Annotated in this window: 25 protein-coding genes; 13 read left to right on the forward strand and 12 right to left on the reverse strand. The window is 32.9% G+C overall.

What is annotated here, in order from left to right; genetic code table 11:
• Positions 1–20: 20 nt before the first annotated feature.
• The 7 genes from BD847_RS13770 to BD847_RS13800 form a co-directional block, all read right to left on the reverse strand.
• Positions 21–404, reverse strand: coding sequence for a 2TM domain-containing protein (locus BD847_RS13770; RefSeq protein WP_115888844.1), 384 nt, complete (start codon positions 402–404; stop codon positions 21–23).
• 15 nt (positions 405–419) lie between these two features.
• The gene (locus tag BD847_RS13775; protein WP_115888845.1) at positions 420–737 is read right to left on the reverse strand and encodes a 2TM domain-containing protein; all 318 of its coding nucleotides are present in this window, start codon (positions 735–737) and stop codon (positions 420–422) included.
• Positions 728–1,057, reverse strand: a complete 330-nt coding sequence (locus BD847_RS13780; protein WP_115888846.1) for a 2TM domain-containing protein — start codon at positions 1,055–1,057, stop codon at positions 728–730. Before BD847_RS13780 ends, BD847_RS13775 begins: the two co-directional genes overlap by 10 nt.
• A complete protein-coding gene (locus tag BD847_RS13785; protein ID WP_394336453.1) occupies positions 1,038–1,364 on the reverse strand; it encodes a 2TM domain-containing protein in 327 nt (108 codons plus the stop codon). Before BD847_RS13785 ends, BD847_RS13780 begins: the two co-directional genes overlap by 20 nt.
• Entirely contained in the window at positions 1,364–2,722 is a 1,359-nt protein-coding gene (locus BD847_RS13790) for a 2TM domain-containing protein (RefSeq protein WP_115888847.1), read from the reverse strand. The genes BD847_RS13785 and BD847_RS13790 overlap by 1 nt, the downstream gene beginning before the upstream one ends.
• Positions 2,723–2,744: 22 nt before the next feature.
• Positions 2,745–3,365, reverse strand: a complete 621-nt coding sequence (locus tag BD847_RS13795) for a hypothetical protein (RefSeq protein ID WP_115888848.1) — start codon at positions 3,363–3,365, stop codon at positions 2,745–2,747.
• Positions 3,366–3,791: 426 nt separating this feature from the next.
• Positions 3,792–5,957, reverse strand: coding sequence for a TonB-dependent receptor (locus BD847_RS13800; protein ID WP_115888849.1), 2,166 nt, complete (start codon positions 5,955–5,957; stop codon positions 3,792–3,794).
• Positions 5,958–6,100: 143 nt separating this feature from the next.
• Here BD847_RS13800 and BD847_RS13805 point away from each other — a divergent pair, with 143 nt between their 5' ends.
• The 9 genes from BD847_RS13805 to BD847_RS13845 all read left to right on the forward strand — a co-directional run bounded on the left by BD847_RS13805 (position 6,101) and on the right by BD847_RS13845 (position 12,551).
• Complete coding sequence (locus BD847_RS13805; RefSeq protein WP_115888850.1) at positions 6,101–6,559, forward strand: DinB family protein; 459 nt, start codon at positions 6,101–6,103, stop codon at positions 6,557–6,559.
• A gap of 30 nt (positions 6,560–6,589) precedes the next feature.
• Complete coding sequence (locus BD847_RS13810; RefSeq protein ID WP_115888851.1) at positions 6,590–7,048, forward strand: YciI family protein; 459 nt, start codon at positions 6,590–6,592, stop codon at positions 7,046–7,048.
• Positions 7,049–7,055: 7 nt separating this feature from the next.
• Positions 7,056–7,631 (forward strand): sugar O-acetyltransferase, encoded by a 576-nt coding sequence (locus tag BD847_RS13815; RefSeq protein WP_115889025.1) that lies wholly within the window; start codon positions 7,056–7,058, stop codon positions 7,629–7,631.
• A complete protein-coding gene (gene gloA2, locus BD847_RS13820; RefSeq protein ID WP_115888852.1) occupies positions 7,631–8,020 on the forward strand; it encodes an SMU1112c/YaeR family gloxylase I-like metalloprotein in 390 nt (129 codons plus the stop codon). The genes BD847_RS13815 and gloA2 overlap by 1 nt, the downstream gene beginning before the upstream one ends.
• A gap of 238 nt (positions 8,021–8,258) precedes the next feature.
• A complete protein-coding gene (locus BD847_RS13825; protein WP_115888853.1) occupies positions 8,259–9,539 on the forward strand; it encodes a chloride channel protein in 1,281 nt (426 codons plus the stop codon).
• A 94-nt stretch (positions 9,540–9,633) separates the two neighbouring features.
• Positions 9,634–10,233, forward strand: a complete 600-nt coding sequence (locus BD847_RS13830) for an HPP family protein (RefSeq protein WP_115888854.1) — start codon at positions 9,634–9,636, stop codon at positions 10,231–10,233.
• A 215-nt stretch (positions 10,234–10,448) separates the two neighbouring features.
• Positions 10,449–10,991, forward strand: a complete 543-nt coding sequence (locus tag BD847_RS13835; RefSeq protein ID WP_115888855.1) for an IS1096 element passenger TnpR family protein — start codon at positions 10,449–10,451, stop codon at positions 10,989–10,991.
• A 97-nt stretch (positions 10,992–11,088) separates the two neighbouring features.
• Complete coding sequence (locus BD847_RS13840; RefSeq protein WP_115888856.1) at positions 11,089–11,448, forward strand: four helix bundle protein; 360 nt, start codon at positions 11,089–11,091, stop codon at positions 11,446–11,448.
• 44 nt (positions 11,449–11,492) lie between these two features.
• Positions 11,493–12,551: a nucleoid-associated protein gene (locus tag BD847_RS13845; RefSeq protein WP_115888857.1), complete on the forward strand. Its 1,059-nt coding sequence runs from the start codon at positions 11,493–11,495 to the stop codon at positions 12,549–12,551.
• An 87-nt stretch (positions 12,552–12,638) separates the two neighbouring features.
• Here the strand turns inward: BD847_RS13845 and BD847_RS13850 are convergent, their stop codons facing one another.
• Together BD847_RS13850 and BD847_RS13855 are read right to left on the reverse strand one after the other, a co-directional pair.
• Entirely contained in the window at positions 12,639–13,220 is a 582-nt protein-coding gene (locus tag BD847_RS13850; protein ID WP_115889026.1) for a TetR/AcrR family transcriptional regulator, read from the reverse strand.
• A gap of 72 nt (positions 13,221–13,292) precedes the next feature.
• Positions 13,293–14,045, reverse strand: a complete 753-nt coding sequence (locus BD847_RS13855) for a glucose 1-dehydrogenase (RefSeq protein ID WP_115888858.1) — start codon at positions 14,043–14,045, stop codon at positions 13,293–13,295.
• Positions 14,046–14,274: 229 nt separating this feature from the next.
• Between BD847_RS13855 and BD847_RS13860 the strand changes: the two genes are divergently transcribed.
• A complete protein-coding gene (locus tag BD847_RS13860; RefSeq protein WP_115888859.1) occupies positions 14,275–16,644 on the forward strand; it encodes a GAF domain-containing protein in 2,370 nt (789 codons plus the stop codon).
• An 18-nt stretch (positions 16,645–16,662) separates the two neighbouring features.
• Here BD847_RS13860 and BD847_RS13865 read toward each other — a convergent pair whose 3' ends face one another.
• Positions 16,663–17,856 carry a Pycsar system effector family protein gene (locus BD847_RS13865; protein WP_115888860.1) on the reverse strand — a complete coding sequence of 398 codons (1,194 nt, stop codon included), beginning with the start codon at positions 17,854–17,856 and terminating at the stop codon, positions 16,663–16,665.
• A gap of 26 nt (positions 17,857–17,882) precedes the next feature.
• On the opposite strand from BD847_RS13865, the gene BD847_RS13870 reads away from it, so the two are divergent.
• Positions 17,883–21,617: a metallophosphoesterase gene (locus BD847_RS13870; RefSeq protein ID WP_115888861.1), complete on the forward strand. Its 3,735-nt coding sequence runs from the start codon at positions 17,883–17,885 to the stop codon at positions 21,615–21,617.
• 152 nt (positions 21,618–21,769) lie between these two features.
• Here the strand turns inward: BD847_RS13870 and BD847_RS13875 are convergent, their stop codons facing one another.
• Positions 21,770–22,627 (reverse strand): SdiA-regulated/phytase-like domain-containing protein, encoded by an 858-nt coding sequence (locus BD847_RS13875; protein WP_115889027.1) that lies wholly within the window; start codon positions 22,625–22,627, stop codon positions 21,770–21,772.
• A gap of 89 nt (positions 22,628–22,716) precedes the next feature.
• Entirely contained in the window at positions 22,717–23,769 is a 1,053-nt protein-coding gene (locus BD847_RS13880) for a hypothetical protein (protein ID WP_115888862.1), read from the reverse strand.
• Between the two features lie 106 nt (positions 23,770–23,875).
• Here BD847_RS13880 and BD847_RS13885 point away from each other — a divergent pair, with 106 nt between their 5' ends.
• Together BD847_RS13885 and BD847_RS13890 are read left to right on the forward strand one after the other, a co-directional pair.
• Positions 23,876–24,787, forward strand: a complete 912-nt coding sequence (locus BD847_RS13885) for an ABC transporter ATP-binding protein (protein WP_115888863.1) — start codon at positions 23,876–23,878, stop codon at positions 24,785–24,787.
• A gap of 3 nt (positions 24,788–24,790) precedes the next feature.
• Positions 24,791–25,627, forward strand: a complete 837-nt coding sequence (locus BD847_RS13890; protein WP_115888864.1) for an ABC transporter permease — start codon at positions 24,791–24,793, stop codon at positions 25,625–25,627.
• The last annotated feature ends 10 nt before the right edge of the window (positions 25,628–25,637 follow it).

Consider the following 25,637-nt stretch of genomic DNA (forward strand, 5'->3'; position numbering starts at 1 on the left):
GAAAAAATACTACTTCAAAGTTACTCCCATTTATTTTTATTTCCTGCCTCTTTGTCCATATATTTTTGGATTTTCTTCTGTTCCCAGTCTTCGCTGAAAAACCAATTAGAACCAAAAACCGATAATCCGTGTGCAATTAAACCTATTCCCCAAAAGAATGCCGTAGAATAAGTATGCCATTCATATAAACCGCTAAAATCAATTCCGTCCGGTAAACGATCTCGCGTTAAACTTGACACAATAATAATCACATTTACAATGATGTAAATCTTTAAATGTGAATAAAATCCTTTAATCTTTTTTACTTTTTTGTAAGCTGCATTATAACTTTCATCTGTACTGTATTCGCCTGAATGCTGTTTTGCATACTCTTCGTACATTGTTTGTCTTCTAAATCGTCCCATAATATTTTGATCTAATTATTGCCACTTATTTTTATTCTGTTTTTCTTTCTCCATAAATTCTTTGATTTTTCTTTCTTCCCAATCTTTTCCTAAAGTAGGAAATACTTCAAAAACCTTCAATCCGTGAAAAAGAACACCAACGCCCCACCACAATAATGGCCAGAAAAACCATAAATAATTTGGTGAAGTATACAAATTTATAAAAATCAAAATTGCGTTTACTAATACAAAAGCAACTAGATTTCCATAAAACCCTTTAATATTTTCGACTTTTTTTCTAGCCTGAAGATATTTTTCCTCTTCGTTTAAATTCATTTCCATGATTACTCCCATTTTTGTTTTTTATATTTTTTTTCAAGAATATCTCTCATTTTACGCTCTTCCCATTCTTCATCAAAAATCATAAAAGAAGCTACCAAATCTATCACTGACCCAATTATTACTGCTGTCCAAATAATTACTACTACCCAATTGAAATATTTAATCGGAAATACATTCAGAGGCAAATTTGTATATTCTTTTAAAAGAAAAAGAATCATCGCAATTAGATAAACAAACAAATGTTTGTAAAATGACTTTAGTTTTATGACTTTTTTAGTTGCAATCTCTTTAAGAGCAATTTGTTCCTGGTTGTTATTCAAATTTGTTTCCATGATTACTTTCGAGTCGTTGTTTGTTTTCTTTTTCTAAAATTTCCCTGATTTTTCGCTCTTCCCATTTTTTATTGAAGAATGGCGGCAAACTAAAAACTTTCAATCCATGTAAAATGATCGCTACTCCCCAACCCATCACAGACCATAAACACCATAAATATTCTGGAGAAGTCATAAAGTTCACAACAATCACAATCGGATTGGTTAAAACATAAACAGTTAAATGCTCATAAAACGCCTTAATTTCTTTAACCTTTTTTTGAGCGTCATAATAACGATCCGCTTCCGTAAAATCTTTTTCCAACATTATTTCCACGTTTTTTGTTTATTATCTTTTTCTAAAATCTCTCTAATTTTTCTTTCTTCCCAATCTGCGCTATAGCCAAAAACTTTAAAAGCATGCATGGCAACTCCAAATCCCCAGCCTAAAGCCGAAAACCAAAACCATTGAAATCCTGGCGAGAATTTAAGATTGATAAAAATTAAAAACGGGATTACGCAACAATACGAAATTACATTTCCATAGAAACCTTTCAGTTCTTCTACTCTTTTTTTAGCTCTGTAATATGCTTTTGCTTCATCGGTATATTCTGCACTCATTTCCATAACTGCGATTTGTTTTGTTAAAATTGGAATTCTGACCGTGAAATTTTTCTCATCTTGCTGCACATTCACTTTTCTGTCGGTTATAATTCCGTATCGATTTACAATATTTTGAAGTCCAACACCTTGTCTGTCCTGCAAAACCTCTTTTTTCTGAAGATCATTTTGTATCGCCAGATAATCTCCGTCAATAAATATTCTGATATGCAATGGTTTTTGTTCACTTACAACATTGTGTTTTACAGTATTCTCCAACAAAAGCTGCAACGAAAGCGGAACCACTTTGGCATCCGGATTTATGTTTTCTGTTGGCAATTCGTAAAACAAACTATTTTCGAAACGCATTTTCAACAGATTCATGTACGTTTTGGCAAATGATAATTCGTCTTCAACCGAAACCAATTCTTTGTCTTTTTGTTCTAAAACATATCTGTAAATTTTAGATAAAGAAGTTGTAAAACGCTGTGCATTATCTGGATTTTCTTCGATCAAAGAACTTAAAACATTCAAACTGTTGAATAGAAAATGCGGATCAATCTGGTTTTTTAAACTTTCGAATTTTGCATTCGCCGTTCCTGCAATAATCTTTTGTTGTGTAACCTCAAATTTTGATGCCTGTTTCCATTTCACCATAAAACTTCTCGCCTGCATGAAGGTCGAAACCGCCAAAGATAAAATGATATAAAAAAGATGTATCCAAAGCATTCTGGCACTAAAAAACACTTCTAATGTAACATCTTGCAGAACAACAAAAATGAAATAATTGATACCTAAAACTACTGGAACGGTATACAAAACAGTAACCAGAATTCCGTAGTAAACTCTAAAGTTTGTCTGCTCCAGCCAGTCCCATTTTTTATCGAGAAGGACATTGATAAAACCGTTTCCAAAACCCAATCCGAAAGAATAAAGACAACTTACAAAAAATGTAACAAGAACGTTTCTAACATTTAAATCATCTCCCAGAAAGGCTGAAAAAATAACTGCAAAGACCATAGAAATCTTGAAACAAATTATCGTTCCACTTCTCACATCGGCAAATACATTTCTATGGTCTTTCATATTATCGGGTTAAATACGTTTATTATTTACAAGTTTTTTGGATTTCCAACGCTCTTTCCAATCCCCATTTAGGAGAAAAAGGAGTTGCTGGTTTAAAAGTACCAAAAAGTTCAATAGATTTATCAACTTGCGCACATAAAGGTTTGGTATCAACTCCTGTCCATTTTGCGCCTCCTAATTGATAATCTGCTTCTCCAAAAACTGCTCTTGGATTGTTAGGATCCAGTGCTTTTGCTTTCGCGTAAGCTTCCATAACTTTACCTGAATATTTCATTCCGTTTGTCATCGGATCGGCTACTACATAACCTGTGTAAATTAAAGCCTGCATTACATACAGCTCTGAATTACTCTGATCTTTTATCATTTCAATATCTAATGCATCTTGCGCTTTTGTCAATAATAAATCGATTTTTGTTTTGTCTTTTTCAGTAAATACCGCCGTTGCATTAATCAAAGCAATATAATAATTTGGTAAATAACTATTTTTCTCTGCCGCTGCAATTCTCTCAAACATTGCCGAAGCTTCTGTATTTTTTCCTTCTTTCCAAAGCCCGAAAGCTTTTGTCATTCCTTGCTCAAATTGCGTTTGTCCAGATAATAAACTGCAAATAAATAATGTGATAACTGTAATAATTTTGGTCATGATTTCTATTTTTTTAAGGTTGTTTTTTTTTAAGATTCTAAGTTTCTAAGATTCTAAGCTGCTAAGTTTTTTTTGATGATTAAAACTCTTTTTTTAGGTTCAAAGGTTCAGGGTTGCAAAGGTTCAAAGTTTTTATTTTTCTTATTATTATTTATAAAACTTTGAACCTTTGTCACTTTGCTTCTTTGTTCCTTTTAATTTATACTTCAAAAGTATATCGGTTTTTACTCTTATAAAATTAAATGATACTGAGTTGTTGATTTTGGTTACTGAATTGTTTTTTTTTTAAAGGTGTAAAGGTTCAGAGATTCAAAGGGACAAAGGTTTCTTTATAGTCTTATAAATCTTTATCTCCAAAATCTTAGCATTTTTTTGAGGCGCAAAAAAAACTTTGTCCCTTTGAACCTTTGCCTCTTTGTCCCTTTTTTAAAGATTCTTCAACTGATTCTCATTTTTATTCTGGCTAATGGTCCAGAAGAAACCAACGAAAAAGAATCTGTCAGCGGTTGGTACTACGGCTTGTCTTTGATAAACACCGTTTGCATCTGGTAATTTTGCATAATCATATCCAAAAACATTTTGATTTCCCAAAACATTCGAAACTGAGAAATAAAGAATTTTTTGTGTTGTTAATAAATACGCCCAACTAAAACTTAAACTATTGTATGATTTTGTTTTTTCGCTCATAAACTGCGTCTTGTTCGGATCGTTGTACGGACGCCCTGTGCTGAAACTGTTTGTTAAACTAACCTGAGATTTCCAGTCTGTAATAAAATATTTTGCTACAACAGATAAGTTATGATTCGCTACAAAACTTGGAGTCGCCATGTTTGGAAAGTTTTTATATTGTCTTTCAGAATCAATATAAGAGTAAGAAATCCAGTATTCTAAATTTTTGTAAAGATTACTGTCTCTCCAAAATATATCCAATCCTTTTGCATAACCCGAACCGTTGTTATTGAAAACCGAATTGTACTGAATGTCTTTTGTATCGTATTGAACTAAATTATCATAATCTTTATAATATGCTTCAGCTCTAAAAGTCTGTCCTGGTTTTGTAAACTGATAATTTAGAATATAATGTTTGGCTTTTTCGCTTTCAAACTGATGATATTTCGAATATTTGATGTAATCTACAACAGGTGTTTGCGAAAAATCTCCGTAAGCAAATGAGAACTGACTGCTTTTTGAAACTTTGTAGGCAAGAGAAGCTCTCGGTGCAATATTGTTTTCGTCTAACAAACTATTATTTGAATATCTTAAACCTACTTTCATCGCCAGTTTTTTAGAGAATAAAATATCCCCTTCTGCGTAAGCTGCAAAAATGTTAGAATCGTAACCATTATCAACATTTATAGAAACATTATCTGCAAAATTTTCGTTGTATCTTGTAATAAAATAATCTGAACCGAAAGACAATTTAAAATAGTTGGAAACTTTTTTCGTTAACTTCAGTTTCAATTGTGCAGCATTTTCTTTGCTGTCGATATCACTAATATTATAAGTCACTTTATTTTTGCTGTAACCGTAGCTAATTCCTGATGTTAATTGCCATCCAGTTCCAATGGTTCCTTTATAAGAGGAATTCAAGTAAAAATTATTATTATTCAAATCAGTTCTGATCGGATTTTCGAAATTGATGTTTTTTTGATTTAAATCGAATTTTTCCGAATCAAAAGAAGCATATAACTTAAAGATTCCGTTTGTGAAGTTATATCGGTAAACCGTTTCACCTCCAAGCGACTGATACGGATTGTTCCAATCAACATTTTGAGGAATAACAGCCTGATAAGGTGCTAAATTCACATACATCATATTGACACTTAAAGAACTTTTATCCCATTTTTGAGTATTCCCTAAACTTAATCCAACAGTCATTAATCCGATATCTGTTTTATCATGATCGGCTTCATCTTGCGTATTTAAAAGTAAAACACTTGATAAAGCTTCTCCATATTCAGCAGAATAACCTCCTGTAGAAAAAGCGATTCCGCTAAACAAAAAAGGAGAAAATCGGCTTCTAGTTGGTAAATTATTTGTCGTTGCTCCGTAAGGTTGTGCCACTCTGATTCCGTCAACAAAAGTTTGTGTTTCGCTCGCCTCACCTCCACGCACAAACAAACGTCCGTCCTCGCCCACAGTTTGTGTTCCTGGTAAAGTTTGCAAAGCCGCTACAATATTTCCTGCAGAACCTGCTGTCGTTACAATATCTAATGGTTTTAAAACAGAAACTCTGGCTTTATCTCCGGATTCTAAAGTTCCGGCTGTAATAACCACCGCATCCAGTGTGTTTATATCTTCTCTTAATTTTACGGTTTGGTTTTTAAAATTAGCAACATCAATTTCCTGTTTGAAAGTTTCGAACATTAAAAAACTTATTACTAAAAATTTATTTCCCTTTTCGTTGGTTTCAAAAGAAAACTCTCCAGTTTCAGAACTCGTAGCTCCATCATAAGTTCCGTCAATATAAATGTTTGCGCCTACAACCGGTTTTCCTTTTTGATCTGTTACTTTTCCTGAAACAGTATTTTGAGCAAAAATAAATGCAGTAAAAAATAGAAAGCTTATTGTAAAAAATAATTTGGTTTTCATGTCATCTTTGGTTTTTGATGAAGCAAATGTATTTTAACATTTAAAGTTAAAAAATATATAATAACCCAATTGTAGAATTTCATGGATGAGTTGTAAATATCTAATTTGTATCTTAGCTAGGAATTCCAAAAAACCATTTAATTATGTCCGAAAATAAAAGAATTTCAAATTTATACCAATCCATTTATGATGGAAATCCATGGCTGGAAGTAACTCTGGCAGGCACTTTGAGAAATGTAACCGCTGCACAGGCCTACAAGAAAATCAATCCCAATTTAAATACGATTTGGGAGATTGTCAATCATCTGATCCAATGGAGAAGAAATATTTTAGAGCGTATGCAGGGCGAAACCATTATAACTCCAGATCATAATTATTTTGTTCCGGTTTTAGACCCGTCTGAAGCTGCATGGGAACAATCGCTTCAAAATCTGGCAAAATCGCAAGAAGCATGGAATAGCTTTTTTGAAGATTTCGAGGATGAAGAATTAGCAAAAATTTACGTTAATAACGGACATACTTATTATGAACATATTCACGGAATCATTCAGCATGATGTTTACCATTTAGGGCAAATTGTTATTTTGAAGAAATTGCTTTAATACAATTCTAACACTAAAAACATATTTAAGATGAAAAACTCACTTTTTATTTTAGCAATCTTGCTTTATGGTGCAACAGGTTTTTCTCAGGAAACCGAAGTTAAATATGATGAAGCTTTGGCAAAATCGCTTAACGCCGATGAATATGGAATGAAGAAATATGTGTTTTGCCTTTTAAAATCAGGAACTAATACAACCGCTTCAAAAGAAGAAACCAAAAAATTATTTGAAGGTCATATGGCTAATATTGGCAAATTAGCCAAAGAAGGGAAACTGGTTGTTGCCGGACCTTTTATGAAAAATGACCGAAACTATCGCGGCATCTATATTTTTAATGTCGAAACTATAGACGAAGCAAAAGCGCTTGTAGCTACAGATCCCGCAATAAAAGCCAATTTACTTGAAGCCGAATTAACGCCTTGGTATTGTACCGCTGCTTTGCAGGAGACTGTAAAAATACATGAGAAAATCGCCAAGACAAAAATGTAATACGTATATGAAAACAGAAAAAGAAAAAATGATTGCGGGTGAATATTATTTGCCAGGAGATCCCGTTTTAACAAAAGACCGTCGAAAAGCAAAAATTTTATTGCATACATTAAATGTAAAAGAATACCGATTGACCAAAAAAGCAAGAGAAATTCTAAAAGAATTGATTCCTAATTCTGGAAGCAATTTCTATATAGAACCTCCGTTTCATTGTGATTACGGTTACAACATAACTTGTGGCGACAATGTTTATTTTAACGTAAATTGTGTTGTTCTTGATAGTTGTCCTGTACAAATTGGTTCAAATGTTTTTTTTGCTCCAAATGTTCAAATCTATACGGCAACTCATCCACTTGATGCTGAATTGAGAAAATCGCTGGAAAATGCTGAACCAATTTCAATTGGCGACGACTGCTGGATTGGTGGAAATTCGGTTATTTGTCCTGGAGTTACAATAGGAAAAGGTTGCGTTATTGGCGCCGGATCTGTAGTGACAAAAGATATTCCAGACAATTCATTAGCCGTTGGAAATCCGGCAAAAGTTATTCGAAAATTAAATCAGGAACCTGAACAAAAAAAATAATGCTTACCCTTAATAAAATTCATCATATTGCCATTTTATGTTCTGATTACGAAAAATCTAAATATTTCTATACGCAGATTTTAGGTCTAACAATTATTAGAGAAATTTATCGCGAAGAACGCCAGTCATACAAATTGGATTTGGCTTTGAATGGTTCGTATGTTGTGGAATTATTTTCATTCCCAAATCCGCCGGAAAGACCTTCCAGACCGGAAGCTGTTGGTTTAAGACATTTAGCTTTTGAAGTAATCAATCTCGAAGAAACAATTACTTTTCTAAACACAAAAAATATAGAATCAGAACCGATCCGAATTGATGAAACGACTCAAAAGCGTTTTACTTTTATCGCCGATCCTGATTTATTGCCAATTGAGTTTTACGAACGATAATTTTTTGCCACAAAGGCACAAAGACACTAAGTTTTTTTTTCCCTTTTTTAATTAAACTTCGTGTCTTTGTGCCTTTGTGGCAACTTAATCTTCGTTGTATATGGAAAAACATACTGAAAGAAAATTCTTGTTTATATCAATTTTAACACACTAAATTGATAATTTCCTATAAAAAACCGAATTTGATTCCTAATTTTGTAATCCGCAGAAAAAAACTGCGACTTCAAACTCCCTTCTGATGAACAAAACGGCGCAAATCAAAAAAAATCATCAATTTATTAAATTCAGAAAATTAGTTATTGTTTCCCTCTTAATTGGCTTTCTTTCCGCCTTTCTAGGAATTTCTTTAAAAAGAATAACAGAATATTACGAGCATATTTTCTTTCATGAAGTATCTCTTCACCCAATATTTTATATAATTTTTCCTGTTTTCGGATTATCAGTCATTTATTTTCTAAGACAATATCTTTTTAAGAAAAAAGAAAACAAAGGAATCAAAGAAGTCTTTGAAAGTACAGCATCAAAATCTAAAAATCTTCCTTCATATAAAATTCCATCACACTTCATAAACGGATTATTGACTGTTATTTTTGGAGGTTCTACCGGAATTGAAGTTTCTACTGTCGTTGCGACAGCAACAATTGGTTCAGTTGCACACGAAAAAGAAAATGTTTTTCGCCAATATAAAACCGAACTAATCTGTGCGGGAGTTGCAGCCGGAGTTACAGCGCTTTTCAGCAGTCCAATTGCAGGGATTTTATTTGCTTTTGAAGTTATTTCCAGAAAAGTTACACGTGCCTTTATTATTTCAAACGTAATCGCGGTTTCTATCGCTTTTGGATTATTGACTATTCTGAAAGAAGAACCTTTATTTGCGGTTTCAATTGTAACCTGGCATTTAAGAGCGATTCCATATTTTATTCTTTTGGGAATTTTAGCTGGAATGAACTCGGTTTACTTAACAAAATGTGTGTTGTTTTTCAAATCACAATTCGGAAAAATTGACACTCATTATTATAAAATTCTGATTGGTTCAGTTGTATTAAGTGTTTCCTTATTTATTTTCCCGCAATTGTATGGTGAAGGTTATCATGCAATAAAAGGAATCTTCGGAAATGCTTCTCAAACACAATTGACTGTTACTTTAGCAACAACATTTATTGGAATATTGATCCTAAAACCAATTGTCACTTCAATAACACTTGCTTCAGGTGGCGACGGAGGAGTTTTTGCACCGAGTTTATTTATTGGAGCTTTTTTAGGATTACTATTGGCTTCAATATTAAACAGTTTTTTCCATGTAAATGTAATTCCGGTTAACTTTATGATTATCGGTATGGCCGCTGTTTTAAGTGCAAGTATTCACGCTCCTTTTACATCAATTTTTCTAGTTTGCGGATTAACAAATGATTATACTCTGTTTTTTCCAATTCTTGTCGTTTGCCTGATTTCAAAATACACAGCCAAAACAATTTATCCGTACACAGTATACAGTTACGCCCCAAGCTTGACGAAATAATTCTTTTTTTGCCATGAATTCATGAACTAGCAAGCATACAAAAATAAAAAGTTCATGAATTCATGGCTAATAATACCACAAATAGTACAACATTATGCCAACTCCAAAAATCAAAAGAAGCTATCGTAAAACACGTTATATTCTTTATAAAGAAACTTTAATTGATTATAAAGAACATTTCTGGTCGTTTATTGGATCATTTGTCGGAATTGGAGTTTTGGCTTACGTACAGTCGATGCATTTTTCAGGAAGCGATGCCGTTTATTTAATTGGTTCATTTGGAGCTTCGAGTGTTTTGGTTTATGGAATTATTCAGAGCCCGTTTTCTCAGCCTCGAAATCTAGTTGGCGGACATGTAATTTCCGCTCTTGTTGGGGTAACAGTTCATAAACTGGTTCCCGACATTATGTATATAGCTGCTCCATTAGCAGTTTCAATCGCCATAATCTTAATGCAGATTACTAAAACACTTCACCCTCCCGGAGGCGCAACGGCTTTAATTGCTGTTATCGGAACAGAAAAAGTTAAAGCATTAGGCTATATGTATGTTCTTTCTCCAGTTTTAAGCGGAGTCCTTTTTTTACTTTTAACAGCTTTGATTTTTAACAATATGACATCAAGCAGAAGTTATCCAAGTCATAGTACATATCACAAACATTATCATAAGATTAGAAAAAGACTGACTGGAAAATAATTCTAATCCCTATTCCTGCAAGGTTTTCAAAACCTTGTAGCAATAACTTGAATACAATTACAAACCTACAAGGTTTTGAAAACCTTGCAGGAGCGCCAGCTAAATAATCTACAGTAAATCAAAAAATCGAAAAAATCTTTTCAACAAATCGTAATTCAAAATTCGTATTTCGTTTTTTATATTTTACCTTTGACCTCTCAATAAAAACAAAGATTATGGTTTATAAATTTAGAGTAATTCTAGACGCCGAAGAAGATATTTTTAGAGACATTGCTATTCTTGAGGACGATACACTTGAGGATTTACACAATGCAATCTTCAACGCTTTTGGTTTTGACGGATCAGAAGTTGCTTCTTTCTACACTTGTGATGAAACTTGGAATCAGGAAGATGAAATTCCTCTTTTTGATACAGGAGATGTTCCTGGCGAAATCAGAACCATGAACGATTATCCGTTATCTAGTATTTTAGATAAAGAAAACACAAAAATTATCTACGTTTACGATTTCATCAGTATGTGGACTTTCTTAGTAGAACTGGCTGCTGTTGAAGATGAAGCTGTTGGTGCTACTTACCCGGAAACTTTATTCTCGCACGGCGAAATGCCAGACGAAGCTACCGAAAAAAACTTCGAAGCTGATGACATGCACAACGATATCTACGGAGAATTTGAAGACGACCTAGACGAAGACGATCTTGATATGTTCGAAGGCGACGATAGCTTCGAAGATTATGGATTTGAGGAGAATTGGAACTGACGTAAAAGTTACTAAGTGCAAAGATGCTAAGATTCTAAGTTTTCTTATATTTTGAAAGTTTTTTCTTATTTTTAAAAACTAATTTTAAAAATAAGAAATGAGTCATTTTAGAAAAATCTTGGTTTGGCAGAAATCAATTTCCTTAGTTACCAAAATTTACAAAACAACTAGATCTTTTCCAAAAGAAGAAACTTTTGGCCTGACTTCTCAAATACGTCGAAGTTCAGTTTCAATTTCAAGTAATATTGCCGAAGGATCTGGGAGAGAAAGCACTAAAGATTTTTTAAGATTTTTATACATTTCTCTTGGTTCTTTATTTGAAATGCAAACTCAACTTGAAATTGCAAAAAACATAATTTACATAAACGAAGAAGAATTTAACCTTTTATATGAGGATAGTCGAGAGATCGAGAGAATGTTAGCGTCATTAATTAAAAAATTAAAAGACACTATCTAAAAACTTAGTATCTTAGAAACTTAGAATCTCAGCAACTCAAAAAAATGATCAACCTATTCAACACCCACATCGAGACGCTTGCGATACATCGCGTAGGAAACAAAAGCCGTAACGAGGCTATTTTTTTATCAGAGCAGCCATTTAATCTAAATGATGAAATTGTTCCTTTGATAAAAGAATATTTCTTTAAGCCTTTTAGAGAAAAAGAGGAAAACTATTATCAGTTTGCGCACGAAGTGGACTTGGACTATAACGATATGTTCAAATATGCTACTGAGATTTTTACAAATCCTGCTAGTGTACAAGAGGTTTCTAAAAAGATCACGAAGCATTTATACGAGCAGTCAAATCATCCGCATATTAAAAACGGAGAGGTTTATGTAACGTATTTGACAAACTTAAGCATTGACAATAACGTAGTTGATGCAATCGGAATTTTTAAAAGCGAATTGCAAGCCGACTTTTTACAATTTGAAGAAAAAGACAGCAATCTTGAAATGATTTTGCAACAAGGAATCAACCTAAGCAAATTAGATAAAGGATGTTTGATTTTCAATTATAAAAAAGAAGAAGGATATAAAATTCTAACTGTAGACAGCAACCGTTATGACGCTCGTTACTGGTTGGAGCACTTTTTATCTGTAGATGCTTTTGAAGATGAAAATTTCATCACAAAAAAATATTTAAAGTTCTGTCAAAACTTCGCAAAAGATGTTGTTTTGCCAGCAGAAGACAAGAAAGAGGAAGTAATGTTTATGAACAGATCTGTGAATTATTTTGCTAAAAATGATCAGTTTGAAGAGCAAAATTTCTTGAATGAAGTACTAGACAATCCTGATTTAATTCCTGAATTTAAAAACTATAAAGTTGATAAAGGAGAAAAATACAGCATCGAAGATGTAACCTCATTCCCAATTGCCAACGCAGCAGTTTCTGACGCTAGAAAATCGATTAAAAATGTGATTAATTTAGATACTCACATTCAGATTAAAATGGATTTCATCAATCCTGAAAGTGCAGAAAAATTTGTTGAAAAAGGCTGGGATGAAGAAAAACAAATGTATTACTACTTAGTTTACTTCAACAAAGAAGAAAAAAGCTAAGAAGTTTTCATTTTCTATTACTTACTTAAAACAGAAAAAGGCAGTTACATTTTGTAATTGCCTTTTTTTATTACCATTATTCTGATGTTATAAAACCGAAAAAACCGCTTTTACAATATCGTCATAAACCTGTTTATTCCTTTCTCCGGCACGAGCCAAAACACGAATTCCCGAGTAATTATTAAAGATGAATCGAGCCAAAACTTTTGCGTCAAGCGTCTTTGAAATATGCCCAGCCTCCTGCCCTTTTTTAACGGCATTTGTAAAGACTTCTTCCATAGTTTGACTGTTGCTTTTTACAATTTTAGCAATTTCTTCGTCGTGCATAGCCAATTCTACAGACGAATTAACCATAAAACAGCCTTTTGTAATTCGGTCTTCTAAACTTTCGATCACAGCTTGTTTAAAAATTTCATGTAACGTTTCTTTTACATTATCAGATTTCTCCAAAAGTTCTTTTACAGTATCTTGAGCTTGTTGCTGATAACGCTGTAAAGATTTTGAAAATAGCTTTTGCTTATCGCCAAAAGTATCATACAAACTAGAGCGGCTCAAACCTAAATGTGTCACCAAATCCTGTGCAGAAGTTCCGTTATAACCTTTGTGCCAAAAGATTTCAATTGCTTTATCTAAAGCCTGATCTTCGTTAAATTCTTTTGTTCTAGCCATCGCTTCAAAATTAAATTCATTTCCAAAGATACTAAAAATACGGAACAATCGTTCCTGAATTAGTCAAAAAAATTATAATACTGTATTAACAGTAAGGCCACCATCAACAACAATTTCAGTTCCTGTAATGAATGAAGAATCATCTGAAGCAAGGAAACTAATTGTTTTTGCAACTTCAGCGGCTTGTCCAAAACGTTTCAATAAAATTTTGTTACCTAAAGCTGCGCCTAAACCTTCCACTTCTTCTTTTTCTAAACCAACTTTACCGTATAAAGGCGTTTCGATTGGACCAGGAGAAACTGCATTTACTCTGATTTTTCTTGGTGCTAATTCAGCAGCAAAGATTCTGTTTAAAGATAAAACGGCTGCTTTACTTGCTCCATAAACACTTGAACCTGGCATTCCTAATTGTGCATTTACCGAAGTATTAAAAATAATAGAACCACCATCATTTAAAATTGGCAACACTTTCTGAACTGTAAAATAAACACCTTTTACATTCACATTCATAATACTGTCGTAATGATCTTCTGAAGCTGAATCTACTGGAGCGAAAGCTGCAATTCCTGCATTCAAAAACAAAATATCTACTTTTCCGAATTTTGCTTTTACTTCTTCTACCAAACTATCAATTGATTTTAAATCAGATTGATCAGCAACGATTCCGGTAACATTCAATTCTGTTTCGGCTTTTGCCAAAGCTTCTTTGTTTCTTCCTGTTACAATTACTTTTACACCTTTTGCTACTAAATCAGCTGCAGCTGCATATCCAATTCCACTGTTTCCACCTGTTACGATTGCAACTTTGTTTTCTAAATTTTTCATTTTACTTTTTATTTAAGTTATTGATTATTCAATTATTATGGTACAAAGATATAATAACAGAACGATCGTTCCGTTATTTACATTGTTAATTTTTAGTTAAAAAAACAAAAACTCTCTTCGACCCCTTTATTTATAAAGAAATAAACTATCCCACCATAAACGAAACAAATTGCAAAATGTCGGTGATTCTTAATTTATGCTTAAATTTGTATTCCTAAAACTCAAACAGATGGATCGTCTTTTACCTTACGAAAGTCCTTTCGAAACCGTAATCTCATTTCATAAATTAATTGAATCATTTGAAGAAATTGCTTTATCTGATGTGGATTACCGATCTAACTATGCCAAAGCTATTTTAAAAGAAGTTGAAGCTTATCCGGAATTCAGAAACGGAATTCGTGACTATAACATTATAAAGAATAATGAAGCATTAATAAAAAATCTGGTTGCCGATCTATTTCCTACTGCACTGACGAACAACGAAATAAAGGCAATCACAATTCCTTTTCAAAACATATCTTTCAATTATACAGAGCGTTTCAAAAAGATTTTAAGAAACGCAGGTGACGAATTTTATATGGAAATTCGTGATTTTGATGAGCATCAATTCTATATCAATAATTGCTGTTTGATTCTGGCGTATTATTACAATCAGAATATTGATTTCAACAAACCGTTTTTCTATGATATTCCCGATGAAGAAGGTATAAAAAAACATTACCGAATTTTATACAACGCTGACTTCATGGAGATTACTCCAACAGCAGAAGCCATAGAATTGACTCAGGATGATATTGATCTCTTAATTGATAATTATAATGATCTTGAATTATGGAAATCAAAATTCCCTGAAAGAAGCTGGATTTTAAAAGGTTTCGGAATTGTTTCTTTATTTGATGCTACTACTGAAAGTGCTATTTCGAACCTGAAAAGTAATTTATTAAAACCTGATTCTACTCGTGTTGAATCCACTGAAATTATCGAGGATATTTTTAGATCTATCTTTAAGATTCCGAGTTTAAAAGTGGGCTTTATTATTTATAATCCTGAAGAAGAAAAATTCATCAGACCAATTAAGTTTGATAATCAGTTACAGAGTTTTCTTTTAAAAACAGATCAGGAAGTAGACTGCAAGAATGCTTTCTTTGGTTGTTCATTCGAAAATCTTTTAGACAAAAAAGAACCTTTTGTGATTTCGAACGTTGAGAAATTCATCGAAGAATCTTCAAATAAAAGACTTGGTGAACATTTACTAAAACAAGGCATTCAAAGTTGTGTGTTTGCACCGGTCATCAAAGACGAACAATTGTTGGGCGTTGTCGAATTAGTTTCTGAAAATCCCCGCGATTTGAATAGTGTCAACGCTACAAAACTCGAATTGATTTTACCGTATTTAACGGACACTATTGACCGCTATAATACGGATATGCAGCATCAAGTTGAAGCTATTATTCAACGTGAATATACTACGATTCACCCAAGTGTTTATTGGAAGTTTAGAAAAGAATCTCAGAACTATTTTCAAAATATCAATCATACAAAAGATTATATTTTTAAGGAAATTGTATTCAAAAATGTATATCCGCTATACGGGCAAATCGATATTAAAGGTTCTTCAGAACACCGAAATGAAACCGTAAAAACCGATTTAAAAAATCAGCTTACAATGCTTTTGGAAATTTTTGATAATCAAAAACCAAATTCAAATCTGGTTCTTCTGGAACAAAGAAAATTTGAACTGGAATCGCTTAGAAATGAATTAGATTTTCCGCTTAAAGCGGATACTGAACAGCATATTCAAAGATATATCGAAGAAGAAATTCATCCGATACTTAAAAAAAGTAAAGATTCTTTTCAGAGCGAAAAACTGGAAGAAGCTTATTTTGCAAGTCTTGATGAAAAGTCCGGTTTATTTTATCAGGAAAGAAAGAAGTTTGATAATGCAATGTCCATCATCAATAAAAAATTGGCTTCTGTTTTAGATAAAAAACAATTAGAAGCACAGCAAATTTATCCACATTATTACGAACGTTTTAAAACGGATGGTGTTGAACACAATTTATATATTGGTGCATCAATTTCGCCAACAAAGCCATTTGATATGATGTATTTGCATAATTTGAGATTATGGCAATTGCAGACTTTATGCGAAATGGAACTGGAACATCATGAACTTAAGGAATCACTTCCTTATGAGTTGGATGTAACCTCTTTAATTTTAGTTTTCAGTTCTCCACTTTCCATACGTTTCAGAATGGATGAAAAACGTTTTGACGTTGACGGAACCTATAATGCAAGATATGAAGTGGTCAAAAAACGAATTGACAAATCGAATATCAAAGGGACAAAAGAAAGAATTACCGAGAAAGAAAAAATTACGATTGTATATTCTCAAAACAGCGAAGAAGCAGAATATTTAAAATACATTAAATACCTTCAGCACAAAAAAGTTCTTGAACCGGCCATCGAACAATTTGAGGTTGAAGACCTTCAGGGAGTTTCGGGATTGAGAGCGATACGTGTAAAAGTAATCAACAATGCTGCAAATCCGGCAGCAAAAAAAATCACTTATCAAGATTTATTAGATGAGCTCAACTAAAATTAGTTGAGCTTTTTTTTAAACAGTTACTTCTTTAAAGGCAATAACAAAAGCGATTACCGTAATAATAATTCCGAACATGAAAAAGTTATAGGCAATTCGGAGTAAGTTATATTTTCGTTGTAAAACCAATCCCAAATAATACAAATCTTTGATCATCGTCGAATACAGATAATCTCTGTCTTTCATCATTTCGTTCATTGCCCAATCATAATCTTCTAAAGGCATTTTATAGAAATTTCCAAAAAACATTAAATTCACCTTTTTTGCTTCAACATCATCTCGTGTAAAAAATCCAGAAGTTACTTTTGGACGTGTAGATAGAATCGCAAAAATAATCGTGATCACGCTTGACATCAGCATAATAAAAGTAGGAACAACTAAATGCGCATTTTTCGGACTATCCAATTTCGGAATAATAGATGATAATGCTATCGAAATGATAATTGCATTTACAGACAACAAAATATTAGCTTTACTATCTGCGATACCGCTTAAACGTGTATGATTTCCGAGCGTTACGCGAAATAAAGTATCAATTCCGCGCTCAGGTTTTTCTGCTTTTTCCGCTTTTTCTCGCTTTTTATTCTCTTCTTCGATTGCAGCTGCAGCTTTCAATTCCTGTTTGTTTATTTTTTTCTGAATTAATAACAGGTTTTTTTCTTTTAAAGGTTGCCATTTTCTTAAAGCATAATCAGTATAGAAGCGATGTTTATTCAATAAAAAGTTTAAATTTTCCCTTGTCCATTCGGCATTAGAAAAACTTACTATTCCGGTATTTTTTAATTCTAAACGCAATAATTCGCAGGTTGTAGCATATTCTACCCCCATTAAATGCGCATAATCTGCATCTCTGATTATTTTTTCTAAATGTGTTTTAGGCTCATAATCTTTGGTCGTAGCCAAAATCAAACTCGAAACAAGCGCAATAAATTCTTCCGATTTTCCTTTTTTACGTAAAAAATCAGCGGCTATTTCTTTACTTTTTTCTTCATGATTTTCATATCCGTCAACATAACCAGTGTCGTGAAACCAGGCAGCAACTAAGAGCGCTTCCTTATCATCGCCTTCTACATCTTCTTTTTTACAAAGCTCTTTAACCGCAGTAACCACAGTAAAAGTATGATTAAAATTATGGTAAGAATATAAATTAGAAAGTTTATCTTTGAGTAAATTACTGACGAAATCTTCGGATTGTTCTACTAGATTCATAAAGAAAATTTTTATACCACTAAATTATGAAATTGTTTTTGGATAATCATTTTATTGCCAAGATTAAAAACTATTCTTTGGTAATAACCGCTATAGTTCTCCTATATTCCTGTGCGACGCGTAAAGCACAATACGGAAAAAATGTAAGTGCTAACGAAACAGAAAACGCAACTGATACCATAAAAATTGCGCATACTTTCTTTCTTGTCGGAGATGCCGGAAATGCTGATGAAGAACAAGCTCAACAAACGCTGGAGTTACTGCATAAAAAACTAAAAAATTCCGGTAAAAAATCTACCCTTTTATTTTTGGGAGACAACATTTACCCAAAAGGTTTTCCAGCTGATAAAAACGCTAAAGACAAGGGTTTAGCCGAAACAAAACTAACCAATCAATTAAAATTAGCGGAAGGTTTTAGAGGAAAAACAATATTTATTCCCGGAAATCACGATTGGTACAACGGCATCAAAGGCTTAGAGGCACAGGCCGATTTTGTGACAAAATATCTAAATGATAAAAAAGCATTTCTTCCGCGAAAGACATGTCCTATCGAAGATGTGAAAATTGACAGTACTACAACGTTAATTACTGTTGACAGCGAATGGTTTCTGGAAGACTGGAATAATCATCCGACGATAAATGACAATTGCGACATTAAAACCCGCGAAGATTTCTTTGATGAACTGGAAAGTGTCTTAAATAAAAATCAGGAAAAGACGGTTGTTTTGGCCATTCATCATCCATTATTGAGTAATGGAACGCACGGCGGGCAATTTTCTATGGAAAAGCAATTATTTCCGTTAGAGAAAAAAATTCCACTTCCTGTAATTGGTTCATTTATTAATTTGTTACGAAAAACTTCCGGCGCGAGCCCACAGGATCTTCAAAATAAACAGTATACAATTTATGCCAAAAGAATAAAAACACTTTTACAGAAGCAGAAAAATGTTATTGTCGTTTCAGGACATGATCATAACTTGCAGTACATCAGCAAAGAAAATATCCAACAGATTATCAGTGGTGCGGGATCAAAATCAGAAGCTGCTCGCGCTATCAGTGAAAATGATTTCTCCTATGGAGGAAATGGTTATGCAACATTGACTTTATTTAAAAGTGGTGATGCAAAAGTTTCTTATTTCGGAAATGAAAACAACAAAGAAAAACTTCTTTTTGAACGAGAAATCATAAAAGCCAAAGAAATCAATTGGGCTGCTGATATTCCGAATAATTTTCCACCGAAAATTACAACTTCGATCTATACAGAAGAAATGACCAATAAAAGTTTAGTTCATAAATTCTTATTCGGTCAACATTACAGAAAGTATTACAGCATGCCCGTTGAAGCCAAAGTTGCGACTGTAGACACTTTAATGGGCGGTCTGAAACCCATTCGTGAAGGCGGCGGACATCAATCTATTTCATTGAGAATGTCCGATCCAAAAGGCCGAGAATATATCATGCGCGCCATGAAAAAAAGTGCAACGGTATTTTTACAGTCAGTAGCTTTTAAAGATCAGTACATTGTAAATGATTTTGAAAAAACATATACAGAGAACTTTTTATTCGATTTTTATACTACTTCTCATCCTTATGCTTCTTTTGTGACCGGTAGTATGTCGGATCAAATTGGACTTGCACACACTAATCCAATTCTATATTATATTCCGAAACAAAAAGGATTAAAAGAATTTAATTCCGGTTTTGGCGATCAGCTGTATATGGTCGAAGAACGTCCGGCTGACAATCATCTTGATGCTAAGAATTTTGGAAATCCAACTGATATTATCAGTACCAATGATATGATGAAAAACCTTCATAAGGACGAAAAATATACGGTAGACGAAAAAGAATATATAAAAGCCCGTTTGTTTGATATATTGATTGGCGACTGGGACAGACACAGTGACCAATGGCGTTGGGGTGAATATAAAATAGGCGATAAAGTGGTTTACAAACCAATCCCGCGTGATCGTGATCAGGCTTTCGTGAAATATGATGGCGCTTTACTTTCTCTTCTAATGAATATTCCGGCACTTCGCCATATGCGAACTTTCAAAGGAGATAAAATCAATGTAAAATGGCTTGGAAGAGAACCTTACCCTATGGATTTGGCTTTTTTAAGAACGGCTGTTGAAAAAGACTGGACGGATCAGGCAAAGTACATTCAGGAAAATTTATCCGATGCTGATATCGACGCAGCTTTTAAAAATATGCCCAAAGAAGTTCAGGACGAAACTGTTGACGAAATCAAGCAAAAATTAAAAAGCAGAAAAAAAGACCTGCAGAAATATGCTTCGGAGTATTTTGATGTATTAAGTCGCACTGTTATGATTGCCGGAACTGATAAAAAAGACAAATTCGTTATAAATCACAATGCTAAAAAAAGCATCGAAATTCAGGTTTTAAGAATGAAGAAAGATGGTGACGAATTAGTTTACACTAAAACCGTAACGGATGAAAAAACGAAAAATCTATGGATTTATGGACTTGATGACAATGATGTTTTTGAAGTAAAAGGAAACCAAAAATCAAACATCAAAATTCGTTTGATTGGAGGTCAAAACAATGATACTTACAATATTGAAAATGGCAGAAAGGTTATCGTTTATGATTTCAAATCAAAAGAAAACACATACAATTTAGATAATAAAGCCAAAACACAGCTGACAGACGACTATGAAGTGAATTTGTATAATTATGAAAAACCTAAATACAATGTTATTTCCGGATTGCCAAATATTGGTTACAACCCGGATGACGGCGTAAAAATGGGCTTCAATCTAAATTACACAGTAAATAATTTCAAGCAAAATCCGTATACACAAAGACACATTCTAAACGGTTTCTATTATTTTGCAACCGGAGGTTTAGAATTCAATTATGCCGCGCATTTCCCTGGATTATTAGGAAAATGGGTTATTGATGTTGATGCACAATATACGACTCCAAATTTTGCAATGAACTATTTTGGATACGGAAATGAAACTGTAAATAATGATGACGAATTTGGAATGGATTATAACAGAGTCCGAATCCGAAAGTTCAATGTTGCGGGCGCAGTGAGACATGTTGGGCGTTTTGGAAGTGAATTCAGCATTCAGCCTATTCTTCAAAAAATGACTGTTGAAGAAACTGAAAACCGATATATCGATATTCCTGGAATCATAAATCCGAATGTATTTGATAGTCAGACATACGGTGGTATGAAAGTTAAATATTCGTTTAAAAACTCTGATTTTGTAGCAAAACCGACTTTAGGAATATATTTTATGCTTTCCGGAATGTGGACAACGAACTTAAGCGATACCAAACAAAATTTCCCAACACTTGAAAGTATTTTAGGCTTCACGCATAAAATTGATCACAATGGGAAATTAGTTTTAGCAACATTCTTAAAAGGAAAAGCGATTTTAAATAACAATTTTGATTTTTATCATGGTGCGGCTTTAGGCGGCGACACTGATTTACGCGGTTATAGAAATGAGCGCTTTTTAGGAAGTTCTTATTTCTCTCAAAGTAGTGATTTACGTTTTAGCATTGGTAAAATACATCGTACTGTTGCACCATTAACTTATGGAATTCTGGGCGGTTTCGACTACGGAAGAATTTGGCTTGACGGCGAAAACTCAAGAAAATGGCATCATGATTACGGCGGCGGATTATGGCTGAATGCAATTAATCTTCTAACAGCCAGAATTTCCTATTTCCAGTCACCTGATGAAAAAGGAAGAGTTATTTTTGGAGCAGCATATAGTTTTTAAAAAAAGATGCTAAGGTTCTAAGTTGCTAAGATTCTAAGTTTTTTAGCCACGAATTCCACTAATTTTCACGAAATATATTTTAAATAAAAATTAGTGGAATTTTTGGCTAACTTTTTAATCTTAGTAGCTTAGCATCTTAGTATCTCAGAAACTTAGAGTTTAAACTCATAAACATTCCCTCCTATTTTATCAGCTTTTTCATCGGCGATGAGTAAGGTGTTATTGTCTTTGAAAACTACGGCTTCTTTTTGTGAGAAGTGATTTAAGTTTATTTCGGTCTGTTTTCCTTTGTGGAATAAATCGCCTTTGAAATCTTTGAACAACACAATTTTGTCGTGACTTAACAAGGCTACTTTTTTTCCGTCCGGACTTATTGTCGCGCTTGTCAACACACAATGATTGTAATTATTACAAGTTTTAAACTCTCCAATTTTGACTGCTTTTTGAGTTCCTTTTGCATTTTTAATTTTATAAATGAAAGCCGTTCCGTCAAAACCTTTGCTTCTGTTTTTTGTGAAAAGATAAAAATATCCGCCTTGCTCAAAAAAGCCTTCAACATCATAAAATAGTTCTTTTTTCTTTGGAGGAAATTCTGTCTGTTCCGGATAGGAGAAAGAGATTTTATATTCGGCGGAAGCCAAATCTTTATTCAGCTGATTTTTTGCAACTTTATAAATGCATAAATCTTTGCGCTCATTATCATTGTTCCCAAAATCACCAACATAGATATTTCCGGATTTATCTTTTGTAATATCTTCCCAATCCACATTTGTTGCATTTGAAATTGTGATCGTTTTAGCTAATTTCCCTTTAGAATCAATTGCGTAAATGGCATTTTTATTTCCGCTGTCTTCCAAAGTATAAATCATATTTGTTTCAGGAAAATACGTTATTCCGGAAACTTCTTTTAATTTTTTTGGAAGCGAATAAAGCGTTTTAAAATTACTGTTTGTCTGTTGCTGACAAGCCAACAAAACAATAGAAACGGCTACTAAAAAAGATTTCTTCATAATATTGATTTTTTTAACCATATAAGTCATATAAGATAATTTAAGCAGTCTGACTATATGAACTTATATAACTTATATGGTGAAATTCTTTAAACTAAATTAGTGTTTTTAAAATTGCGTGTAATGAATTCAAACGCAGCGTGCATGACGTGTCCCATTGATCTGGCATTTTTAAACTTCATATCATTGGTATATCGGTACAACTCCATTTTTAACTGATCCAGATGCTCTTGTGTCGAAATAGTATCGTGGCACATTATATTCAATAATTTTTTAATTCTGGTTTCGGCAGAATGAATACGTTTTGCTAAAATTGCTCTTTCTTCATCTTTATACTGAATGATCGAACGCTCTTCCAATTTTTCTTTAATAAGCTTAATCATTGGATAATTTTCTTTGAAAAACTGCGGGCGATACACTTTAAAATTACCTTCGTAACATTGCTGATCAAAATCAATTGGACGGATTTTATAAACTACCTGATCAAAATCGTGAATTGGAACAATTACATAATTGTAGGCACGCATATCCCCCAAAAGCCGAATCATACAACGTTCATTAAACTTTACAAATTCTTTTGCGATTTGTGCTTTTTCAGTTTCTGTACATTTATCCAGTAAAGTATCCATAAAAACATCACCTGGAATTCCAATAATATGTTCCTCTATCAAAGTATCATTGTATACCAAAAAGTTGATTTTATCCGGCGAAAGAATATCTTCCAATTCTAATCCGTAAATTCTGGACGCATCGGCTTTTTTTATATAAAAATGAACGTAGTTGTCATTCAGAATATTTCGAACTTTAATCCTGAAAGGTTTTGAATTTCCGAAAGTACAGTAATCAATCGCATCAACATTCAAGTATTGAATAATTTCGTTGTTTCCATCAGAATGCAGCAACGAGTAAATTTTCTTCAGATTAAGGTCGATTTCATTTCTCTCGAATTCGCTATAATAAACACGAATCCATAAAGTATCCGTTTCATTTTTATCATAAACATTGATCGAACCTGAAAATCGCAATAAGTCATCGTAAAAAACAGAAACTTTCGAAATACGTTCGAATCTGTCCAAATAACTTAAAAGCGGTTGTGTTAAAGGGTATGACGGTTTTTTTAAAACCATTAAAGGCTCGCTCATTTTGAATATCTTTAATACAAATTTACATCAATAACGCGATAAAAATAAATTTAGCGTAACAATATAGAAGTTGAATCGTCTTACTAAAAACTAAAACCGAAAAAACTTGGAAACCATTCTTACCATCGAAAATCTCAGCAAGCGATACGGACGCATTCAGGCGCTCAAAAACGTATCTTTCAGTATACAAAAAGGTCATGTCTACGGCATTCTTGGCCCTAACGGAAGCGGAAAATCAACCACTTTAGGAATTGTTCTGAATGTTGTAAACGAAACAACAGGCAGTTACAAATGGTTTGATGGAAAAATGCAGACACATGAAGCCTTGAAAAAGGTAGGTGCAATTATAGAGCGACCTAATTTTTATCCTTATATGACGGCGGAAGAAAACCTGAAATTAGTCTGCAAAATTAAGAGTATTAATTATTCTAAAATTGAAGAAAAACTTGATTTGGTCGGTTTAACCGAAAGAAAAAACAGCAAATTCAGTACATTTTCTTTAGGAATGAAACAGCGTTTGGCAATTGCATCGGCATTGTTGAATGATCCTGAAATTTTGATTTTGGACGAACCTACAAATGGTTTAGATCCGCAGGGAATTCACCAGATTCGCGATATTATTAAAGAAATCGCTTCGCAAGGAACAACTATTTTATTGGCATCTCATTTATTAGATGAAGTCGAAAAAGTATGTTCACATGTAGTTGTTTTAAGAAAAGGCGAAATCTTATATTCAGGTTCTGTTGACGCAATGTCTGCAAATGAAGGATTTTTTGAAATTTCTGCGAATGATAATCTGGCTTTAAAATCAGTTTTGGATAATCATCCTGCAATTAGTCAAATAAAAGAAGAAGACGGAAAACTTTTAGTTTACTTAAAATCAGACTTATCCGCTTCAGAATTAAATCAATTTTTGTTCTCCAAAAATGTTGTTTTAAATCACTTAGTAAAACGTAAAAACAGTCTGGAAGCACAATTTTTAGAATTAACCAAAAACGCCAACATCCAAAAAAACTAAACAATGAACAGACTTATCTCTATAGAACTTCAAAAAATCTGGATGAATAAAGCCAGCCGAATTTTAACTTTAACCTATTTTATTCTACTTTCATTTATAGCCTTAATCGCTTCTATTAAGTTTGATATTGGTCCTTTTAAATTTCATTTAGCAGAAATGGGAATTTTTAATTTTCCGTTTATTTGGCACTTTAATACTTATGTTGCCGCTATTTTGAAATTATTTCTTGCTATTGTAATTGTTTCCATGATGGCAAACGAATACAGTTATGGCACTTTAAAACAAAACTTAATTGATGGTTTAAGTAAAAAAGAATTTATACTATCAAAATTTTTAACGGTTGTTTTATTTTCTGTTATTTCTACCATTTTTATTTTTGTGATGAGTTTAATATTAGGTTTGATTTTTTCTTCCTATACAGAACTCGATATTATTTTTAGTGATTTAGACTATCTTCTAGCTTTTTTTGTCAAATTAACTGGCTTCTTTTCATTCTGTCTATTTCTTGGAATTTTGGTAAAAAGATCAGCTTTTGCATTGGGTTTTCTTTTAGTTTGGAATATAATAGAAGGCATAATTAGAGGCTTTTTAGCATTTAAAGTTTTCCCAGATAGCAATATTGATGAAAAAATTACGCAATTCCTTCCTTTAGAATCCATGTCAAATTTAATTGTAAATCCTGGCCCTAGATTATCTGTAATAAAGAATATCGGATCGCAAATAGGAATTAATACAGACATCGATTATAGCGTAAGTTACTCTGCAATTCTTATCGTTTTAATTTGGACATTTTTATTTATTTATTTTTCTTACAAATTATTAAAAAATAGGGATTTATAGTATATTTGTG

The sequence above is a fragment of the Flavobacterium cutihirudinis genome (assembly GCF_003385895.1).
GTDB classification, from domain to species: domain Bacteria; phylum Bacteroidota; class Bacteroidia; order Flavobacteriales; family Flavobacteriaceae; genus Flavobacterium; species Flavobacterium cutihirudinis.

Excerpts from the sequence above, each read along its gene's own strand:
- BD847_RS13770 (WP_115888844.1), bottom strand. The coding sequence starts at position 404 with ATGGGACGATTTAGAAGACAAACAATGTACGAAGAGTATGCAAAACAG.
- BD847_RS13775 (WP_115888845.1), bottom strand. The coding sequence starts at position 737 with ATGGGAGTAATCATGGAAATGAATTTAAACGAAGAGGAAAAATATCTT.
- BD847_RS13780 (WP_115888846.1), bottom strand. The coding sequence starts at position 1,057 with ATGGAAACAAATTTGAATAACAACCAGGAACAAATTGCTCTTAAAGAG.
- BD847_RS13785 (WP_394336453.1), bottom strand. The coding sequence starts at position 1,364 with ATGTTGGAAAAAGATTTTACGGAAGCGGATCGTTATTATGACGCTCAA.
- BD847_RS13790 (WP_115888847.1), bottom strand. The coding sequence starts at position 2,722 with ATGAAAGACCATAGAAATGTATTTGCCGATGTGAGAAGTGGAACGATA.
- BD847_RS13795 (WP_115888848.1), bottom strand. The coding sequence starts at position 3,365 with ATGACCAAAATTATTACAGTTATCACATTATTTATTTGCAGTTTATTA.
- BD847_RS13800 (WP_115888849.1), bottom strand. The coding sequence starts at position 5,957 with ATGAAAACCAAATTATTTTTTACAATAAGCTTTCTATTTTTTACTGCA.
- BD847_RS13805 (WP_115888850.1), top strand. The coding sequence starts at position 6,101 with ATGTCCGAAAATAAAAGAATTTCAAATTTATACCAATCCATTTATGAT.
- BD847_RS13810 (WP_115888851.1), top strand. The coding sequence starts at position 6,590 with ATGAAAAACTCACTTTTTATTTTAGCAATCTTGCTTTATGGTGCAACA.
- BD847_RS13815 (WP_115889025.1), top strand. The coding sequence starts at position 7,056 with ATGAAAACAGAAAAAGAAAAAATGATTGCGGGTGAATATTATTTGCCA.
- gloA2 (WP_115888852.1), top strand. The coding sequence starts at position 7,631 with ATGCTTACCCTTAATAAAATTCATCATATTGCCATTTTATGTTCTGAT.
- BD847_RS13825 (WP_115888853.1), top strand. The coding sequence starts at position 8,259 with ATGAACAAAACGGCGCAAATCAAAAAAAATCATCAATTTATTAAATTC.
- BD847_RS13830 (WP_115888854.1), top strand. The coding sequence starts at position 9,634 with ATGCCAACTCCAAAAATCAAAAGAAGCTATCGTAAAACACGTTATATT.
- BD847_RS13835 (WP_115888855.1), top strand. The coding sequence starts at position 10,449 with ATGGTTTATAAATTTAGAGTAATTCTAGACGCCGAAGAAGATATTTTT.
- BD847_RS13840 (WP_115888856.1), top strand. The coding sequence starts at position 11,089 with ATGAGTCATTTTAGAAAAATCTTGGTTTGGCAGAAATCAATTTCCTTA.
- BD847_RS13845 (WP_115888857.1), top strand. The coding sequence starts at position 11,493 with ATGATCAACCTATTCAACACCCACATCGAGACGCTTGCGATACATCGC.
- BD847_RS13850 (WP_115889026.1), bottom strand. The coding sequence starts at position 13,220 with ATGGCTAGAACAAAAGAATTTAACGAAGATCAGGCTTTAGATAAAGCA.
- BD847_RS13855 (WP_115888858.1), bottom strand. The coding sequence starts at position 14,045 with ATGAAAAATTTAGAAAACAAAGTTGCAATCGTAACAGGTGGAAACAGT.
- BD847_RS13860 (WP_115888859.1), top strand. The coding sequence starts at position 14,275 with ATGGATCGTCTTTTACCTTACGAAAGTCCTTTCGAAACCGTAATCTCA.
- BD847_RS13865 (WP_115888860.1), bottom strand. The coding sequence starts at position 17,856 with ATGAATCTAGTAGAACAATCCGAAGATTTCGTCAGTAATTTACTCAAA.
- BD847_RS13870 (WP_115888861.1), top strand. The coding sequence starts at position 17,883 with ATGAAATTGTTTTTGGATAATCATTTTATTGCCAAGATTAAAAACTAT.
- BD847_RS13875 (WP_115889027.1), bottom strand. The coding sequence starts at position 22,627 with ATGAAGAAATCTTTTTTAGTAGCCGTTTCTATTGTTTTGTTGGCTTGT.
- BD847_RS13880 (WP_115888862.1), bottom strand. The coding sequence starts at position 23,769 with ATGAGCGAGCCTTTAATGGTTTTAAAAAAACCGTCATACCCTTTAACA.
- BD847_RS13890 (WP_115888864.1), top strand. The coding sequence starts at position 24,791 with ATGAACAGACTTATCTCTATAGAACTTCAAAAAATCTGGATGAATAAA.